14 protein-coding genes are annotated in these 15,832 nt (G+C 63.2%); 8 read left to right on the top strand and 6 right to left on the bottom strand.

Features of this window, described 5'->3' with window-relative positions; genetic code table 11:
* Positions 1–11 precede the first annotated feature (11 nt).
* The 4 genes from HUTA_RS14010 to HUTA_RS13995 all read right to left on the bottom strand — a co-directional run bounded on the left by HUTA_RS14010 (position 12) and on the right by HUTA_RS13995 (position 6,327).
* On the bottom strand, positions 12–2,048 hold the full coding sequence (locus HUTA_RS14010; protein WP_015790583.1) for a type II secretion system F family protein: 2,037 nt from the start codon (positions 2,046–2,048) through the stop codon (positions 12–14).
* Complete coding sequence (locus HUTA_RS14005; RefSeq protein WP_015790582.1) at positions 2,045–4,588, bottom strand: type II/IV secretion system ATPase subunit; 2,544 nt, start codon at positions 4,586–4,588, stop codon at positions 2,045–2,047. The genes HUTA_RS14010 and HUTA_RS14005 overlap by 4 nt, the downstream gene beginning before the upstream one ends.
* 108 nt (positions 4,589–4,696) lie before the next feature.
* A complete protein-coding gene (locus HUTA_RS14000; RefSeq protein ID WP_015790581.1) occupies positions 4,697–5,842 on the bottom strand; it encodes a pyridoxal phosphate-dependent aminotransferase in 1,146 nt (381 codons plus the stop codon).
* Positions 5,839–6,327, bottom strand: coding sequence for an Lrp/AsnC family transcriptional regulator (locus tag HUTA_RS13995; protein WP_015790580.1), 489 nt, complete (start codon positions 6,325–6,327; stop codon positions 5,839–5,841). Before HUTA_RS13995 ends, HUTA_RS14000 begins: the two co-directional genes overlap by 4 nt.
* A gap of 111 nt (positions 6,328–6,438) precedes the next feature.
* Here HUTA_RS13995 and HUTA_RS13990 point away from each other — a divergent pair, with 111 nt between their 5' ends.
* The 5 genes from HUTA_RS13990 (at position 6,439) to HUTA_RS13970 (ending at position 9,854) form a co-directional block, all read left to right on the top strand.
* Entirely contained in the window at positions 6,439–6,753 is a 315-nt protein-coding gene (locus HUTA_RS13990; protein WP_015790579.1) for a hypothetical protein, read from the top strand.
* A 58-nt stretch (positions 6,754–6,811) separates the two neighbouring features.
* Positions 6,812–7,393, top strand: a complete 582-nt coding sequence (locus HUTA_RS13985) for a thioredoxin family protein (RefSeq protein WP_015790578.1) — start codon at positions 6,812–6,814, stop codon at positions 7,391–7,393.
* A 91-nt stretch (positions 7,394–7,484) separates the two neighbouring features.
* On the top strand, positions 7,485–8,429 hold the full coding sequence (locus HUTA_RS13980; protein ID WP_015790577.1) for a mechanosensitive ion channel family protein: 945 nt from the start codon (positions 7,485–7,487) through the stop codon (positions 8,427–8,429).
* A 63-nt stretch (positions 8,430–8,492) separates the two neighbouring features.
* Positions 8,493–9,155, top strand: a complete 663-nt coding sequence (locus tag HUTA_RS13975; protein ID WP_015790576.1) for an O-methyltransferase — start codon at positions 8,493–8,495, stop codon at positions 9,153–9,155.
* Between the two features lie 96 nt (positions 9,156–9,251).
* Positions 9,252–9,854: a chemotaxis protein CheC gene (locus tag HUTA_RS13970; protein ID WP_015790575.1), complete on the top strand. Its 603-nt coding sequence runs from the start codon at positions 9,252–9,254 to the stop codon at positions 9,852–9,854.
* A 99-nt stretch (positions 9,855–9,953) separates the two neighbouring features.
* Here the strand turns inward: HUTA_RS13970 and HUTA_RS13965 are convergent, their stop codons facing one another.
* Together HUTA_RS13965 and HUTA_RS13960 are read right to left on the bottom strand one after the other, a co-directional pair.
* Entirely contained in the window at positions 9,954–10,367 is a 414-nt protein-coding gene (locus tag HUTA_RS13965; RefSeq protein ID WP_015790574.1) for a universal stress protein, read from the bottom strand.
* Positions 10,368–10,448: 81 nt separating this feature from the next.
* Positions 10,449–11,480 (bottom strand): sensor histidine kinase, encoded by a 1,032-nt coding sequence (locus tag HUTA_RS13960; protein WP_015790573.1) that lies wholly within the window; start codon positions 11,478–11,480, stop codon positions 10,449–10,451.
* A gap of 115 nt (positions 11,481–11,595) precedes the next feature.
* Between HUTA_RS13960 and HUTA_RS13955 the strand changes: the two genes are divergently transcribed.
* The 3 genes from HUTA_RS13955 to HUTA_RS13945 all read left to right on the top strand — a co-directional run bounded on the left by HUTA_RS13955 (position 11,596) and on the right by HUTA_RS13945 (position 15,758).
* Positions 11,596–12,666, top strand: coding sequence for a Gfo/Idh/MocA family protein (locus HUTA_RS13955; protein ID WP_015790572.1), 1,071 nt, complete (start codon positions 11,596–11,598; stop codon positions 12,664–12,666).
* Between the two features lie 258 nt (positions 12,667–12,924).
* Positions 12,925–14,820: a 2-oxoacid:acceptor oxidoreductase subunit alpha gene (locus HUTA_RS13950; RefSeq protein ID WP_015790571.1), complete on the top strand. Its 1,896-nt coding sequence runs from the start codon at positions 12,925–12,927 to the stop codon at positions 14,818–14,820.
* A gap of 2 nt (positions 14,821–14,822) precedes the next feature.
* The gene (locus HUTA_RS13945) at positions 14,823–15,758 is read left to right on the top strand and encodes a thiamine pyrophosphate-dependent enzyme (RefSeq protein WP_015790570.1); all 936 of its coding nucleotides are present in this window, start codon (positions 14,823–14,825) and stop codon (positions 15,756–15,758) included.
* The last annotated feature ends 74 nt before the right edge of the window (positions 15,759–15,832 follow it).

The raw sequence follows: 15,832 nt of genomic DNA, 5'->3' as shown, positions 1-15,832 counted from the left end.
TCGGCGGCTGATCACCCGCCGATGGCCATCCACACCACGAGCGAGATCGTCATCAGCGCAATGGCGTACTTCAGTCCCGAGATGATCCGGACGTTTCTGATGTAACCGGCGATGATCGCCGAGAAGATGGCTTGCAACGAGACTGCGTGGAAGAACAGCATCGAGAGCAGGTCGTTGCTGGGCATGCTCGAACCGAATTGCTGGCCGCCGATCGACTCCCCGGTGTCGGCTGTTTGTGAGAGACCGGCCATCGTCTCGAAGAACTGGACCTTCAGCATGGCGATGACGCCCAAAAGCGTCAGGAACGTCATGATGATGATGACGACCTGCATCCGCGTCCGGGACTTGCGGTCACGATCGATGTCGTCCTGGTTTTCACTGGCCTGGGCGGCCGTCGAGAGCACGTCCTGGATCTGGTTGGAGGCCTCCTGGGCCTCGCTGATGAGTTTGACCGTTCGACTCAGCCGCGGGACGTGATACTTGTTGTTGAACTCCCGGAGTGCCTGCTTGAGGTTCGTCCCGTACTGGACTTTCCGGTGCATGATCGAGAACTCGTCGGCCAGCCGACCGGAGGACGTCCGAGCGACGATATTCAGCGACTCGAGCAACGTCATCCCCGTCTCGTTGGCACTCGAGAGCTTTCGGAGGTTCTCCGAGAGCTTCCCGATGATCGAGTGTCGGTACTGGACGTTCCACTCGTGGAAGATCGCAAGGGGGATGAAATTGATGTACGCCGGCACGTACAGCCAGAAGAACGTTCCCTGAAGGGGGTCGGCGATCATCCCATCCAGAGAGGTGGGTGCCCACCCCATCAACACGGCGAGCACCAGAGCAACCAGCGTGATGGGGATCGTCACGGCAAGCACGTACGGCGGATTGTCGCGCAGGAAAATGTGCGGTGCTTTCAGTATATCAATGACCTGGTGGGTCCCTTCGCGGTCGTTGATCCGATCGAAGATGTCGTAGCTCCCCGTGTACTGCTCGATCAGACCGAGGCTGAACAGGTTCGTTTCCCCTTCGATCTGGGCGCGCATCTTTGGATCGTCAGGGAGCAAGAACCCATCGCTGCTCTCATCGGAAGTGACAGTCGAGACGAGCACCAGGAAGGCGACGTTGATCATCGGGATCAGCCCGTAGACGGTGATGTACATGAGCTGGGTGCTCGCGTTGCCCATCATGCTCATCACGACGAGGATGATGATCAACAGAAGCGGGAACAAAGACAGCGTCATGTACATCTCCCCGAACAGCTCGAGGGTTTCGAGCATGCGCTCCTGGGTCTGCTTGCTCGTGCGCATGTACTTGTTCTTCTGATCTTCGAGGAACGACGTCATGTCCCCGCCGGAGTCGACGATCGAGAGCATGTCCGTCAGGAACTGACTCAACTCGTCGCTGGGCGTCTGGATGGCCTGGTTCCGGATCGCTGTGCGGTAGTCCGTATCGAAGTACGTCGTCTCCAGGACGATACTCTGGAATTCCTTTGCGACCTCGCCGTAGGTGTCGTCGGCGGCCGCGATCGCCTCGAGAATGTCGAGCTGGTTGAGGCCACCGACCGACAGCGCGTACATGAACGAGACGGCGTCCGAAAGCATCACGTTGATCTGGCGTTCACGGGCACTGGCCCGGAAGTACGGGATCGAAACCAGCGATCCGAACCCGACGGCAAAGCCGATCGTGCCGAACAACAGGCCCGAAACGATCATCAGGAAGGGCAGCTTCAGCGCCTGAATAACCGGGAGCACGCTCTTCGGGAAGCCCAGCCCCAGAAAGGACGGTACCTGACCGGCGAGGACCGTCGCGACCAGCAGATAGCCGAGCAACATGCCGACGAGCCACAACGACGTGCCGGCGATGGACCCGACAGCCAGGGCCCGCGAGAGGAACATCTCGACGTTGTCCGCCATCCGGGCTTCGGCCAGTTTCGTTTCGACGTTTGCGACGAAATCGCCGTCTTCGTTGAATAGACGGCCGAACAGTGGGTAGAACGTATCGCCGAGTCCCCCCGCTTCACCGATGGGTGACCCCGCGCGCCGGCGCTCCAGGCTCATTCTCCCTCGACCCCGTCAGTCCCTGCTTTCGGTACGAACCGACCGAAGTCAACGTCGTCATCGTCCTCAGCGAGCGCGTCGTCACTTTCGACGTCGGCCAGCGCGCTCACGATGTCCGTCCGTGCCTGTTCTTTGTATCGGTCAAACAACGGCGTCGCGTTCTCGAGGACGTCCGTCGCCTCACTCAAGAGCTCGTCCGGCGGATCCGGTCGTGGGACCATCTCCTCCTTTGCCGGGTCGACCGTGATCTGGACGGATTCCATTTCCCGGAGGTCCTCCAGGCTGTGATCGAGTTGATCGTTAGCGATCAGCGTCATGATCGTCTTCGGATCGTTGATGAACGCCTGTAGCGTCGCCGCCACTTCGGTGTAGGTGTTCAGGCCCTGCTCGATGAGGTACGCAAGGACGACCTTTCGCATGAACAGTTCCTCGTCGAGGGTGTCCTGATCCCACCCGCGGTCGAATTTGATCTCCTCTAAGGTGCTCGAAGACCCCATCTGGAGGAACTCGTCGGACTCGGCCTGCCACTGGTAGACGTCCCTGACGTTGATCTCGTCGTTCTCCGGGGAGTACTCGTTGATCTCGGTCAGGGTCTTGTTCCGGCGGACTTTCCGGCCCTGCACCCGGGTCTGGGTCTGGATCGAGACGAGATCCAGCGCCGTAAAGAGCGTCTTCGAGACGTTGATCGGGTCGGTCGTGAACCGTTTGATGACCTCACCGACCGTGTCGGCGTGGAACGTCGAGTACCCGGTGTGACCGGTCGACATGACCTGGAAGAGGTCACGCCCTTCCTCGCCACGGACCTCGCCCATGACGATGTAGTCCGGCCGCTGGCGGAGTGCCGCTTCCAGCAGGTCGAACTCGTCGATGTCTCCCGTCTGGTCCTCCCCGAAAGAGGGGCGAGTCACCGACGCAACCCAGTTGCGCTGGGGGAGTTCGACCTCGCGCGTGTCCTCGATGGAGACGATCTTGGCGTTGCTGGGGATGAAAAGCGAGATCGCGTTCAGCGAGGTCGTCTTCCCGGATGCCGTCCCGCCGGCGAAGATCATCGACTTGTTGTTCTCGATCGCGAGCCAGAGGAACGCCATCTCGTCCAACGAGAACGTGTTCCAGTTGATCAGGTCCACCGGCGTGAACGGGACGTCCTTGAACTGCCGGATGGTGTAGTTGGTCCCGTGATCGGAGACCTCCCGACCGAGGGTGAGTTGGGCACGCGACCCGTCCGGCAGGGTGGCGTCGACTTGCGGCTGGCGCTTGGAGATGCCCTTTCCGGATCGTTGGGCGAGTTTCACCACGAAGTCGTCGAGGTCGGACTCGCCGTGCTCGACGTTGGAGATGATCTGCTCGTAGTCGGTGTGATAGACGAACACCCGGGAGTTGTACCCGTCACACGAAACGTCCTCGACGTTGATGTCGTGTTTGATCGGGTCGATCTTGCCGTAGCCGATGTAGTCCCGTTTGAGCAGGTACAGGAGTTTCTCGACCTGATATTCGGTGAGCGTGTCGGGGTCCTCCTCGATGATCGCGGGTTCCGGCCGCGCCGCGATGCCCGCAAGCGCCGAGGACTCCTCTGCCGGCTCGATCGCATCCGTCTCGGTGTCCATGCCCACCAGCTCCTTGAGCCAGTCGGTCGACCCCGTTCCCGCCCCCGACTCGATGGCGTCCTCGTAGATATCGTATCGCTTGAGGAGATCCTGAGCCTCGCGTTCGATGACTGCGGCCCGGTCGGCTTCCCCGTCTTCGACGCCGACACCCTCCTCGGCGTACTTGATCGCCGTCTTGAGTTTGTTGCCCAGGAACCCCTTGAGTTCGCGCTCGATGTCGTTGAGCGCGGGCTCGATGACGTAGTACTTGCGCTCGTTCTCCTTTTTCGAGTGAAAGAGCACGACACAGGCGTAGGGTTTGTTGACCCAGTAGCGCTCGACTTCCTCGAAGTGGCGCTTTTTCTCCATCGGGACGGCCCGTTCGAGGTCGTAGCGATTGACGACCGTCGTGTTGCCCTCGACCGTCGAGAAGAAGGCGTCCTCGTCTAACTCCTCGTTGACGTCGACCGTCCGTTCGTCGACGAGGTCGACGAGTTCCTCGGCCAGGTTCTGGCCGTGGCTCATCCGCCCCGCTAGCTCGTCCGGCTCGAACCCGAGATGGTCGCTTTCCTCGAACGGGATCTTCTCGCCCGCGTCGTCGTGCGGGACGGACCCGTCGGACTCGTAATAGTACTCCCGTTTGAAGTGTTCCCAGTAATACTCCCCCTTGCGAACCGGTGTGGTCTCGGGGTCGGCGAAGGCCTGCCAGTGTGTGTTTAACGTCTCCGCATCACTCGCGCGCTCTCTGAGTACCGCCGCAGTCCGATGTGGGTCGAAGCCGAGGTATTCGCTCCGATCGAAGGCACCCCCGTCGTGGAACTCCCGCCGAAAGTCCACCCAGTTGTAGGCATCTTCCTCCTCCGCTTCGGCAGGTTGCTCGTCGTCGCTGTCCCCAAACAGCGAGGTGGCCCGTGAACGAAGTGATCCGTCCCCACCATCTTTGTCATCAATTGCCATTGTCCAATATTCTCTCACTCGTACGAAAAAAGCTTACGTAAGACGCGTGTCACGTTCCCGTCAGACGACGACTACCATCCCACCGGCTGTCATGAACTGCCAACCGCGTTACGAAATAAATTCCTCGAAGCGAGCCAGTGCTTCCTTGAGGTCGCCAAGCCCTGTCGCGTACGAGACGCGAAGGTGGCCCTCGCCGGCATCGCCGAAGACGTTACCCGGGACGACCGCGACGCCTGCTTCTTCGAGGAGTGCTTCGGCGAAGGCGTCACTGTCATCCCAGGGCGATTCCGGGAAGGCATAGAAGGCACCGCTCGCGGGGAAGCAGTCGACGCCCATCTCCTCGAACCGGGAGAGGACGAACCGGCGTCGCCGGTTGTACTGGTTGCGCATCTCGGCGACGTCGTCCTCACAGCGTTCAAGCGCCTCGATGGCCGCATACTGGGGCGTGGTCGGGGCCGACAACATCGTGTACTGGTGGATCCGGTTCATCGCGGCGATCACGTCCGGCGGCCCCATCGCGTACCCCAGCCGAAGGCCCGTCATCGCGTAGGCCTTCGAGAAGCCGTTGAAGACGATGGTCCGCTCGCGCATGCCCGGCAGCGTTGCGATCGAGGTGTGGTCGTGTTCGTAGCTCAGTTGGGCGTACACCTCGTCGCTCAGGACCGTGAGATCGTGCTCGCGCGCGAATTCGGCGACCGGCTGGAGTTCCGCCCGGTTCATCGTCGCGCCCGTGGGGTTGTTCGGGTAGTTCATCACGAGCACGTCGGCCTCGGCCGCCCCGCTGGCTTCGAGCACCTCCCGAGTGAGTTTGAACTCGTCGTCCCGCCGGGTCACCACGTCGAGGGGGTCGCCGCCGGCGAAGATCGCGCCCGGGACGTAGGAGATATAGGCGGGCTTGGCCACGGCGACGGTGTCGCCGGGATCGACGATCGCCCGCAGGGCCAGATCGACGGCCTCGCTAACGCCCGTCGTCACCAGGATCTCGTCGTCGGGATCGTACGTGAGGTCGAACGCATCAGCGACGTGGCCCGCGATCGCCTCCCGGAGTTCGAGTTTGCCCCGATTGGCCGTGTAGGAGGTCTTGCCCTGTTCCAGGGAGGCGATGGCCGCTTCCCGTGCACTCCAGGGCGCGGAGAAGTCCGGTTCGCCCACGCCCAGGGAGATGATGTCGTCCTGCTGCTCGGCGAGTTCGAAGAACCGCCGGATACCCGACGGTGGGATGGTCCGGGCCCGCTCGGATAGCTCGATGGTCATGGTGAGATCGAGAGACGGTCGTCCTCGTCGCCGTCCCCGAACTCGATGCCGCTCTCCTTGTAGGAGTCCATCACGTAGTGGGTGACGGTCTGGGTGATCTCGGGGATCGGCGCGACCTTCTCGCTGATGAACCACGACACCTCGCTCATCGAGTCGCCCTCGACCTCCATCAGGAAGTCGTAGTCACCGCTCATCAGCCGCAGTGTCGTGACTTCCGGGAACTTGGCGATCCGATCGGCGATGTCGCCGTAGCTGGTCTCCCGGTCCAAGGTGACGTTGAGTTCGACCGTCGCACGGACGCGCTCGCGGTCGAGACCGTTCCAGTCGACGACGGCCTGGTAGCCCCGGAGTGCGCCGGCTGCTTCGAGGTCCGCGATCGTCTCCTCGACGGCGTCTTCGTCCATGTCCGCCATCCGCGCCAGCTCGGTCGTCGAGTAGCGGGCGTTCTCTCGGAGTAACTCCAGGAGTTCGTCGCGACTGTCCATACACGGGATCCGGCGAGGATGGCCAATAAGGTTTGCTGTCTCATACGGGGCCCGCAAGCGTGGCGACCGGAGACCGTCGGTTTAAGGTGCCGACTGCCCTACCCGTCGAGCATGCAGCAGGCTAATCACTCGCCCTCCGGCTGGGAGTTCGTCGCGACCAGGGAGGCCGCCGCGTCGCTTATTCGTGCCACAGTCGAGCTCGATCCGGACGAACACGTCACCCGCTCGGAGCTCGCGACGGCGGCCGACGTCCCGATGAAGCGACTATACCTCGAAGACACGGTCTCCGAGCTCGTCGACCTCGGCGTCCTCGAAGCCGTCGACTCCGAGTCCGAGCCCGTCTATACGGTCAACGAGGGGAGCGAGGTCCTCGAAGCCGCGGCCCGCTTCGAGGAGATGGCGACCGAACGGCTCGTCGGGGACTGACGTTGCTCGCCGGTGACTCCACGTTTTTGTATGCCGGGCCAGTAACTGTCATCGACTCATGACTGCACTCGACTCCGAACGCGAGGCCATCGAACGCGGCGAGGTTGCCCCGGACTTCGAACTCCCCGGAACCGACGGCGAGACCCACGCCCTCGCGGACTTCACCGACCACGAGGCCGTGCTGGTGGTGTTCACCTGCAATCACTGCCCGTACGCCGTGGCGAAATTTGACCCGCTGAACGAACTAGCGGCCGAATACGACGACCTCGCCGTCGTCGGCATCAACGCCAACGATAGCGACGAGTATCCCGATGACTCCTTCGAGAAGATGGTCGAACTCGTCGAGGACGGCACGATCGCCTACGACGCGTACCTCCGTGACGAATCCCAAGATATCGCCCGCGCGTATGGCGCTGTCTGTACGCCCGACCCATTCCTGCTGGAAAACGACGGCGGCGCGTTCCGGCTGGCCTACCACGGCCGGATCGACGACGCGATGAGTCCCGACGAAGAACCCGAGACCTTCGAGATGCGAAACGTCGTCGAGGACCTCCTCGCGGGCCGGGAGCTCACCGACGAGTTCCGGCCTTCGCGCGGGTGCAACATCAAGTGGACGGACGGCAGCGTCCGGCCCGAGTGAGCGCCTCCGACCGCGGAAGGTGCCCGACTCCAGACGACGGTCGCCGCCCCGCGGGGCAACGGTTTTCCCGCTGCCCTGTGAGTTGCGGTGTGTGACGCGACGACTTCCGTACGCGCTCGTCTTCCTTGCGGTCGCCAGCGCGAGTTCCGCTCTCGCCGTCGGTCGGATCGGCGTGCCGTGGTTCGACCCGGCCGGGGAAGCCTTGTTCGTCGAGGCGCTGACGATCGTCACGATCCTCTCGGCTGCCTTCGGCGGGTACTGGCTCGTCCTGGCGTATCTCTCGGGCCACGCTGTGGACAAGCGCCGCCGACACGACGCCCGGAACGTGCTTCGGCTCACCTTCGGGATCGTCGCGACCGTCGCGACGCTGGGCGCGCTGACCGACCAGTGGGTCGGCATGCTCGTCTCGCTGGGCGTCGTCGGGTTCGCCGTCACCTTCGCCCTCCAGCAGCCCCTGTTCTCGCTGATCGGGTGGTTCTACATCCTGGTCAACCGTCCCTACCAGGTCGGCGACCGGATCGCCATCGAGGACACGCGTGGCGATGTCGTCTCGATCGGCTTTTTCGTCACTGAGGTCTGGGAGATCGACGGCGACCTGGTCTCCACGAACCAGCCGTCGGGCCGGATCATCACCGTCCCGAACAGCGTCGTCCTCTCGAGTCACGTCGTCAACTTCTACGGCGAGGGCGTCCCGTACGTCTGGAACGAGCTATCGGTGCAAGTCGCCTACGAGACAGAGCTGGACTTCGCGACCGAGGTGATGATCGACGTCGCGACCGAACACCTCGGCGAGGAGATGGCCCAAGAGATCGGGAAGTATCGCGATCGCCTCGCCGAAACGCCCGTCGAACTCGACGTGGTCGAGGAGCCGACAGTCAACATCAGCCAGGCGGAGTCCTGGGTGGAATTGCGCCTGCGATATCTCGTCCACCCGCGTCGAGGAACCCGCGCTCGCAACGCCATGTACGAGACGATCCTCGATCGATTCAACGAGAATCCCGACCGCGTGGCGTTTCCGGTCAGCCGGAGCCGGTAACGGTCCGCCGACCGTCTCAAAGTGACCGACGCTGTTTTAGCGCACATAGCCCAGGTGTAGCATATGCCAACCGTCCCAGCGTGGATCGAAGACTACGCGATGGTCGTCGGCCCGGAGCCCGACGACGTCATCGAAGAGATGGACGAGTACGCCGCGGCAGAAGGATTCCCGACCGTCGGGCCGGCGGTCGGCGGCTGGCTCGAACAGTTCGCCCGCATGGTCGACGCCGAGTCGGTCTTCGAGTTCGGGTCGGGGTATGGCTATTCGGCGTACTGGTTCGCCCGCGGTCTCGCTGCCGACGGGGAAATCGTCCTCACGGAGGTCGACGAAGACGAGCTGAAACTTGCGAGAGACTATCTCGCGCGCGGGGACTTCGACACGACAATCCACTACGAGCACGGCGACGCCATCGACATCGTCGAGGCGTACGACGGCCCCTTCGACATCGTCCTGATCGACAACGAGAAGACCCGATACCGGGAGGCATTCGAGGCCGTTCGCGAGAAAGTCGCCCCCGGTGGGATCGTCGTCGCCGACAACGCGATCGCCGGCGGCGGGATCGACGCAGACGCGGTCCGCGAACTGTTGACTGGCGAGCGCGAGGCGGCCAACGAGACGACCGAGGGGATCGCCTCGTTCGTTCGGGCAATACACGGTGACCCTCGGTTCGCTGGGTCGCTGTTGCCAGTCGGCGAAGGAGTCGTCGTCGCCACTCGGGTCGACTGACCCGTCCGATCACGGTGTCGTTCTCGTCGCTGAGAACGACGGGTGCACCACTTATTAGGCAGGGCGGGGAAGGGGAGGGTAACGTTCACTCTATCCATGAGTTTGATGATCGACATTCGGAAGCTCGCGTTGTTCAACAAGATGGCCAAGGAGGGTGGCAACACTGTTGCCGAGCATCTGAGTACGATGACGGGGATGGAAACGGAGATGGAGATCACCAAGATCAACTTCATCGACGTCCCCGACATCAAGACTCACGTCGGCGACAACAAACAGATCGGCATCAGCATCGAGCTGGAAGAGCCGCCCCACGGCCACATCCTCTTTCTCCTGAACGCCGACAGCGCCAAGGATCTCGCTCGCGGCATGATCGGCGACATGGGCGGCAGCGATCCGGAACAGGATGGGTTCACCGAGATGGAACGATCGGCCATCCAGGAGATCGGCAACATCATGACCTCGGGCTTCATCGACGGGTGGGCCAACGTCCTGGAGACCACCATCGACATCTCGACGCCGACGTTCACGTACGGCCCGGGAAGCGGGATGGTCGACGAACTCGTCGGCGAGCGTGACTCCGAGATGGCGCTGATGTTCGACTCCCGCGTCCAGGCGCTGGACTCCGACATCGACGTGAAAGTCTATACCTTCCCCGAACTCGACGAACTCGTCGAGCTGATGCAGGAGATCGAAGTCTGAGCGCCAGGACGGTCACTGACTTCCGGAGCGGGCGTCGAAAATGTGACCTCGAAGGCTACTGTGACCTGGAAAGCTACGCACTGGTCCGCCGTGTCATTGTCAGGCCGTGACCGGGGCTCGGGGATCGGCGATTCGGTCGGCATCGAGGCCTTTGTGTCGGAGCTGAGACGCGGTGACACCCGACAGACACGGGATCACGAGGTCGACCGAGAACTCCTCGGCCGCCCGGGCGACTTCCGTGGCCGGATCGCCACGCCGACAGTGCCCATCGACGGCGACGCCCTGGCGCTTGCCTTCCTCTACGAGCGAGCGGAGATGGTCTCGTCCCTCGTCCTCGAAGCATTCGATCAACACTTCGGTGCTGCTCAGGGCCGGCTCCCCGTACCGCTGGGTGTCGACCACGTACAGCGCGTGGACCGTCGCGTCCTTCCGGCGTGCGACGTCGAGCGCTCGCCGTAGCCGCTGGCCTGACCGATCCGTGCAGTCCGTCGGAATGAGTATTTCTGTTCCCATACTCCGCTCACTGTATGCACTCTACAACCCCGGAGGGCATATACCTTACGATTAATAATTATAGATTCGGGCACTGCCCGGTCAGCCAGCAGTGAGTCGAATCGTCATCGTGGTGCCACCCTCGGTGTCGAAGGTGAGCGTCCCGTCGTAGGCGTCGACGACCGTCCGGACAACCCAGAGGCCGACACCGGTTCCGTGGTCGAGTTGCGTGATCTCTGCGTCCGCGGCGATCGACGAGAGTTCGTGCTCCGGAATGCCGGGCCCCTCGTCGGTGACAGTGATATCCACGTCTCCACCGTGTCGCGTCGCACCTACCCGCACCTCCCCACCACCGTGGAGAATAGCGTTCTCGATCGCTTCCGAGAGGGCATCCCCGAGTTTGTCGTCAGCCTCGACAGCCAGTCCGGCAGGGACGTCAGTCTCGATGGTCGCCTCGGGAAAGGACTCACGCAGCTCTTCGACGACGGACTCGATCAAATCGTCGAGATCAACAGCACGCTCGTCGGACGAATCGTGTTCGATCGCGGCCTGGAATTTCCCCAACTTCTCGTTCATCGAGGCAAGCGAGGTCGCTTTCCCGGCAATGGAGTCGGCCATGCCACGGTGGCGGTCGTCGTCGAGTTCCCCGAGCAGTGCCTCGGCGTTGCCAAGCAGGACCTGAGCGTCGTTGCGGAGGTTGTGCCGGACGATGCGGTTGAGGACAGCCAGCTTCTGTCGCTCCCGGGCCAGCTCACCGACTCTGATCCGTCGGACATCGTTGACGCCGATCAGCACGTGTGCGACGGCGCTGACACCGAGGACGTCTGCAACGACGACGGGTGGCAACGACACCGACGGGCTGGCGCTGACCAGGGCGAGGACGATACCGAGAACGACAACGCCGAGCGCGTTCCAGCCCGCGACACGGAGGACGTGATCGGTCCGGAGTGCGTCGAGGACGACAAGTGCCGCGCCGGCCGCGACCAGTGTGAGTCCGACGACGAGGGCGATGCCGACCAGTGCGACGTCGTACAGCGAGACCGCGCCGTTCCAGACGACCGACAGCGCGATGGCGAAGACCAACACGCCGGTCGCGCTCACCGACGCCCCGCTGCCGAGACGGATGAAATCCATAGCGATTGATTGAACGGACATCTGGATAACTGTGACGCCGAGGTCACGCACGTGGTGAGCCCACGCGCGCACTCGCCGTCAGAACACTCATGGCTGTGTCACACTGATCCAGCCCATGGCGCAGATTCGATACGGGATCGTCGGCTGTGGCGGGATCGGGGCGACACACGCCGAGGCCGTCAGGTCAGCCGACGGTGCAACGCTCGTGGCCTGTGCGAACCGGTCGAAAGCGGGTGCGCGCGTGTTCGCCGACGACCACGGCCTCGACGCCTGGTACACCAGTGTGACGGCGATGATCGAGGACAGCGACCTCGACGCCGTCAGTGTTTGCACACCGAGTGGGACCCACGCGGACGTCACGATCGAGGCCGCCCAGGCCGGCGCGGACGTCCTCTGTGAGAAGCCACTGGACGTCTACGCCGACCGAATGGATCGGATGATCGACGCATGTGAGGCGGCCGACGTCACACTGGCCGGCGTCTTCCAGGAGCGGTTTCAGCCCGCCACGCGACGGGCCAAAGCGGCGATCGACGCCGGCGAACTCGGCCAACCGGTGCTGGGCGACGCCCAGGTCAAGTGGTTCCGCCCGCAGGCGTACTACGACGACGCGACGTGGAAGGGGACGCGCGACCTGGACGGCGGTGTCCTCATGAGTCAGGCGATCCACACGATCGACCGGTTGCAGTGGCTCGTGGGCGGGATCGAATCGGTGCGGGCCGTGACCGACTCGCACGACCGCGATCTCGCGGCGGGGTGTGAAACGACGGCCGCGCTGGCCGTCCGGTTCGAGAACGGCGCGCTGGGGACCATCTCGGCGACGACGGCGACGAAAGGTGGCGACGATCGGATCGAGATCAACGGGACCGAGGGCTCGATCGCGCTCGCCGGTGGAGACATCGTCGCTTTCGAGGTCGGCACGGGCGAACAGACCCACTACGGGGCAGAGACGACAGCCATCGACGAAGACGTCGAGTCACTCGAATGGGGGGCCGGACACGTTCGCGGGGTGGCCGACTTCGTTGAAGCCGTTCGTGAGAATCGCGAGCCGGCCGTCCCGGGCAGGGAAGCCAGACGGGCGGTCGACGTGATTCTCGCCGCCGAAGCCGCCGCACGACGCGAGGCGACGGTTTCCGTCGACGCCGTTCGGTCGGGCCAGGTTCCGGAAGCCACCACACCCGACGGCTGAGGGGCCCGCCAGCCCGAGAGCGCCTGACCGGCGCGAACCTGTCAGATTTGGGTATGTTCCGAGGGCGCAGTCGTGTTCGGAGCCGAGTTCTTGCCGTCACGAGGCCCGTTTTACGGTCACCGCTAGTGGCTTCGGGACCATCTCGTAATTCTCACGTGGGAATTATCACAATTATTCCAGAATTGACACAACAGAAACCCTTTTGGTGAGTCCACCCCAGAAACGAATACGGCACCACCTGGGGCCGATGATTTACCAATGACAGACACCGAACTCATCTGGCGAATTGCGGGCGGGTCCGGAGACGGGATCGCCTCGACGAGTCAGAACTTCGCCAAAGCCCTGATGCGAGCGGGGCTCAACATTTTCACACACCGCCACTATCCATCGCGGATTCGCGGTGGTCACACGTACGTCGAAGTACGGGCCAAAGACGAGGAAGTCACCTCGCGCGGTGACGGGTATAACTTCCTGCTGTCGCTTGGCGACAGTTTCGCCCGGAACCCCGCGGAGGACGCCTACTACGGCAACGAGGAACGCAAACCGCTCGGAGAGAACCTCGACGAACTCCGGGAGGGCGGGGTCATCGTCTACGACACCGGACTCTTCGACGAGGACGAGGTCGCCGAGTTGAACCTCGAGGAACGGGCCGAAGAGAACAATTGGCACGTGTATCCGGTCAATCTCCGTGAGATCGCCCGGGAACACGGCCGTGACGTCATGCGGAACACGGCCGGGGTCGGCATCACCGCCGCCCTGCTGGGGATGGACGTCTCCTACTTCGAGGAGCTCATCACCCAGAACATGTCCGGCGACATCCAGGAGGACAACCTGAACGTGCTGGCCGACGCCTACGAGCAGGCCCAGGCGTTCGAGTTCACCCACGATCTGGAAGTCCCGACGGGCGAGAACGACCAGGAACTGGCGCTGATGAACGGCTCCCAGTCGATCGCCTACGGCGCGATCGACGAGGGCTGTCGGTTCATCGCCGGCTACCCCATGACGCCCTGGACCGAAGTGTTCACGATCATGTCCCAGCACATGGGTAAGTTCGGGGGCGTCTCCGAACAGGTCGAAGACGAGATCGCCGCCGCCGCGATGGCGCTCGGTGCGAGCCACGCCGGCGTCAAGGCGATGTCCGGGTCGTCCGGTGGCGGGTTCGCGCTGATGTCCGAGCCCCTCGGCCTCGCCGAGATGACCGAGACGCCGATCGTCCTGCTCGAAGCGATGCGGGCCGGTCCGTCGACCGGGATGCCCACCAAACCCGAACAGGGCGACCTCGAACACGTCCTGTATACGAGCCAGGGCGACTCCGCCCGCGTCGTCTTCGCGCCGGCGGGCGTCAAGGAGGCATACGAACAGACCCGGACAGCCTTCGAGATCGCCTACGACTACCAGATCCCGGCGATCGTCGTCTACGACCAGAAGATCGAGGGTGAACTCCGGTCGGTTCCGGTCGATCTCTTCGATCGGGAGCCCAACCCCGACCTCGGGAAGGTCCTCTCCGAAGAGGAGATCAAGGAAGCGGCCCACCACGAGTCGGGCGCGTTCCAGCGCTTCGACCCGAACGCCGAGGACGGCGTCAGCCCGCGGACGGTCCCTGGCCAGAAGGGCGGTCGCCACCTCACGTCGGGTAACGAGACCAACGACTACGGGCACATCGACGAGGACCCGGACAACCGGGTCGCCCACATGTCCCGTCGCCTCGAGAAACTCGATACCATTCGCGGCGATCTCGACGAGGGCGAAACCAACCAGGCGTATCGCGGCCCCGAGGACGCCCGCTACGGGATCGTCACGTGGGGCAGCCAGCAGGGCACGGTCTTCGAGGCGGTCGACCGCCTCAACGACGAAGGCCACTCGGTGAAGGCCATCGGCGTCAGCGACCTCATGCCCTACCCCGAGGCCGAGATGACCGAATTCTTAGAGAGCGTCGAGGAGGCGATCGTCGTCGAGATGAACGCCAGCGGGCAGTTCAAGGGGCTGACCCAGAAGGAACTCGGTCGCTTCGGCGACAAACTCTCGAGTCTCCTGAAATACAACGGCAATCCGTTCGAGCCGGCCGAGATCGTCGAGGGCTTCGAAGCCAGCATCGACGAGGAGACCGACCTCCCCGGCAATTCGACCACGTTCGTCCCAGCGGCAGGTGACTAATCATGAGTGCATTCAGCGCAATCGGCGAGGATCGCGAGATAGACAGCGAGGAGTATACCCCCGGCATCGAGCCGCAGGCCACCTGGTGTCCCGGGTGTGGGGACTTCAGCGTCCTCAAGGCGCTCAAGCAGGCGATGCCCGAAGTCGGCCGCACGCCCGAGGAAGTCCTGACGGTAACCGGGATCGGCTGTTCGAGCAAGCTCAATTCGTACTTCGACTCCTACGGATTCCACTCGATTCACGGCCGGTCGCTCCCGATCGCCCGGGCCGCCAAACTCGCCAACCCCGACCTCGAAGTGATCGCGGCGGGCGGCGACGGCGACGGCTACGGCATCGGCGGCAACCACTTCATGCACACCGCCCGGGAGAACCACGATATGACGTACATCGTGTTCAACAACGAGATCTTCGGGCTGACGAAGGGTCAGACCTCCCCGACCAGTCCGAAGGGTCACAAGTCAAAGACCCAACCGTCGGGCAGTGCCAAGTCCCCGATCCGACCGCTGAGCCTGGCGCTGACCTCCGGGGCCTCGTACATCGCCCGGACGGCCGCGGTCAATCCCAACCAGGCGAAGGAGATCCTCGTGGAAGCGATCGAACACGACGGGTTCGCCCACGTCGACTTCCTCACGCAGTGTCCGACCTGGAACAAGGACGCAAAGCAGTACGTCCCCTACACTGACGTTCAGGACTCCGATGACTACGACTTCGACATCACCGACCGCCGGGAAGCCGGCGAGATGATGCACGAGGTCGAGGACAAACTCTACGAGGGCGAGATCCTCACCGGTCGGTTCTACGTCGATGAGGACCGCCCGTCCTACACCGAGGAAAAGCAGGCGATCGGCGAAATGCCGGAGGAGCCACTGGCCGAGAAGTACTTCGACGCGGACGCCGAGTGGGATCGGAGCTACGATCTCCTCGAACGCCACACGTAACACCACTCACTGCCGTCGACCGACCGGCCCCCTCGTCCGAAGCCGGATACTTCTTTCACGTTCGGAAGATATTT

Source organism: Halorhabdus utahensis DSM 12940 (genome assembly GCF_000023945.1).
Classification (GTDB): domain Archaea; phylum Halobacteriota; class Halobacteria; order Halobacteriales; family Haloarculaceae; genus Halorhabdus; species Halorhabdus utahensis.
The sequence above is the reverse complement of the archived record's forward strand: the minus strand, read 5'-3'. Positions and strand labels throughout refer to the sequence as shown.

Coding starts and splice junctions, on each gene's coding strand:
- HUTA_RS14010 (WP_015790583.1), bottom strand. CDS start 2,048: ATGAGCCTGGAGCGCCGGCGCGCGGGGTCACCCATCGGTGAAGCGGGG.
- HUTA_RS14005 (WP_015790582.1), bottom strand. CDS start 4,588: ATGGCAATTGATGACAAAGATGGTGGGGACGGATCACTTCGTTCACGG.
- HUTA_RS14000 (WP_015790581.1), bottom strand. CDS start 5,842: ATGACCATCGAGCTATCCGAGCGGGCCCGGACCATCCCACCGTCGGGT.
- HUTA_RS13995 (WP_015790580.1), bottom strand. CDS start 6,327: ATGGACAGTCGCGACGAACTCCTGGAGTTACTCCGAGAGAACGCCCGC.
- HUTA_RS13990 (WP_015790579.1), top strand. CDS start 6,439: ATGCAGCAGGCTAATCACTCGCCCTCCGGCTGGGAGTTCGTCGCGACC.
- HUTA_RS13985 (WP_015790578.1), top strand. CDS start 6,812: ATGACTGCACTCGACTCCGAACGCGAGGCCATCGAACGCGGCGAGGTT.
- HUTA_RS13975 (WP_015790576.1), top strand. CDS start 8,493: ATGCCAACCGTCCCAGCGTGGATCGAAGACTACGCGATGGTCGTCGGC.
- HUTA_RS13970 (WP_015790575.1), top strand. CDS start 9,252: ATGAGTTTGATGATCGACATTCGGAAGCTCGCGTTGTTCAACAAGATG.
- HUTA_RS13965 (WP_015790574.1), bottom strand. CDS start 10,367: ATGGGAACAGAAATACTCATTCCGACGGACTGCACGGATCGGTCAGGC.
- HUTA_RS13960 (WP_015790573.1), bottom strand. CDS start 11,480: ATGGATTTCATCCGTCTCGGCAGCGGGGCGTCGGTGAGCGCGACCGGC.
- HUTA_RS13955 (WP_015790572.1), top strand. CDS start 11,596: ATGGCGCAGATTCGATACGGGATCGTCGGCTGTGGCGGGATCGGGGCG.
- HUTA_RS13950 (WP_015790571.1), top strand. CDS start 12,925: ATGACAGACACCGAACTCATCTGGCGAATTGCGGGCGGGTCCGGAGAC.
- HUTA_RS13945 (WP_015790570.1), top strand. CDS start 14,823: ATGAGTGCATTCAGCGCAATCGGCGAGGATCGCGAGATAGACAGCGAG.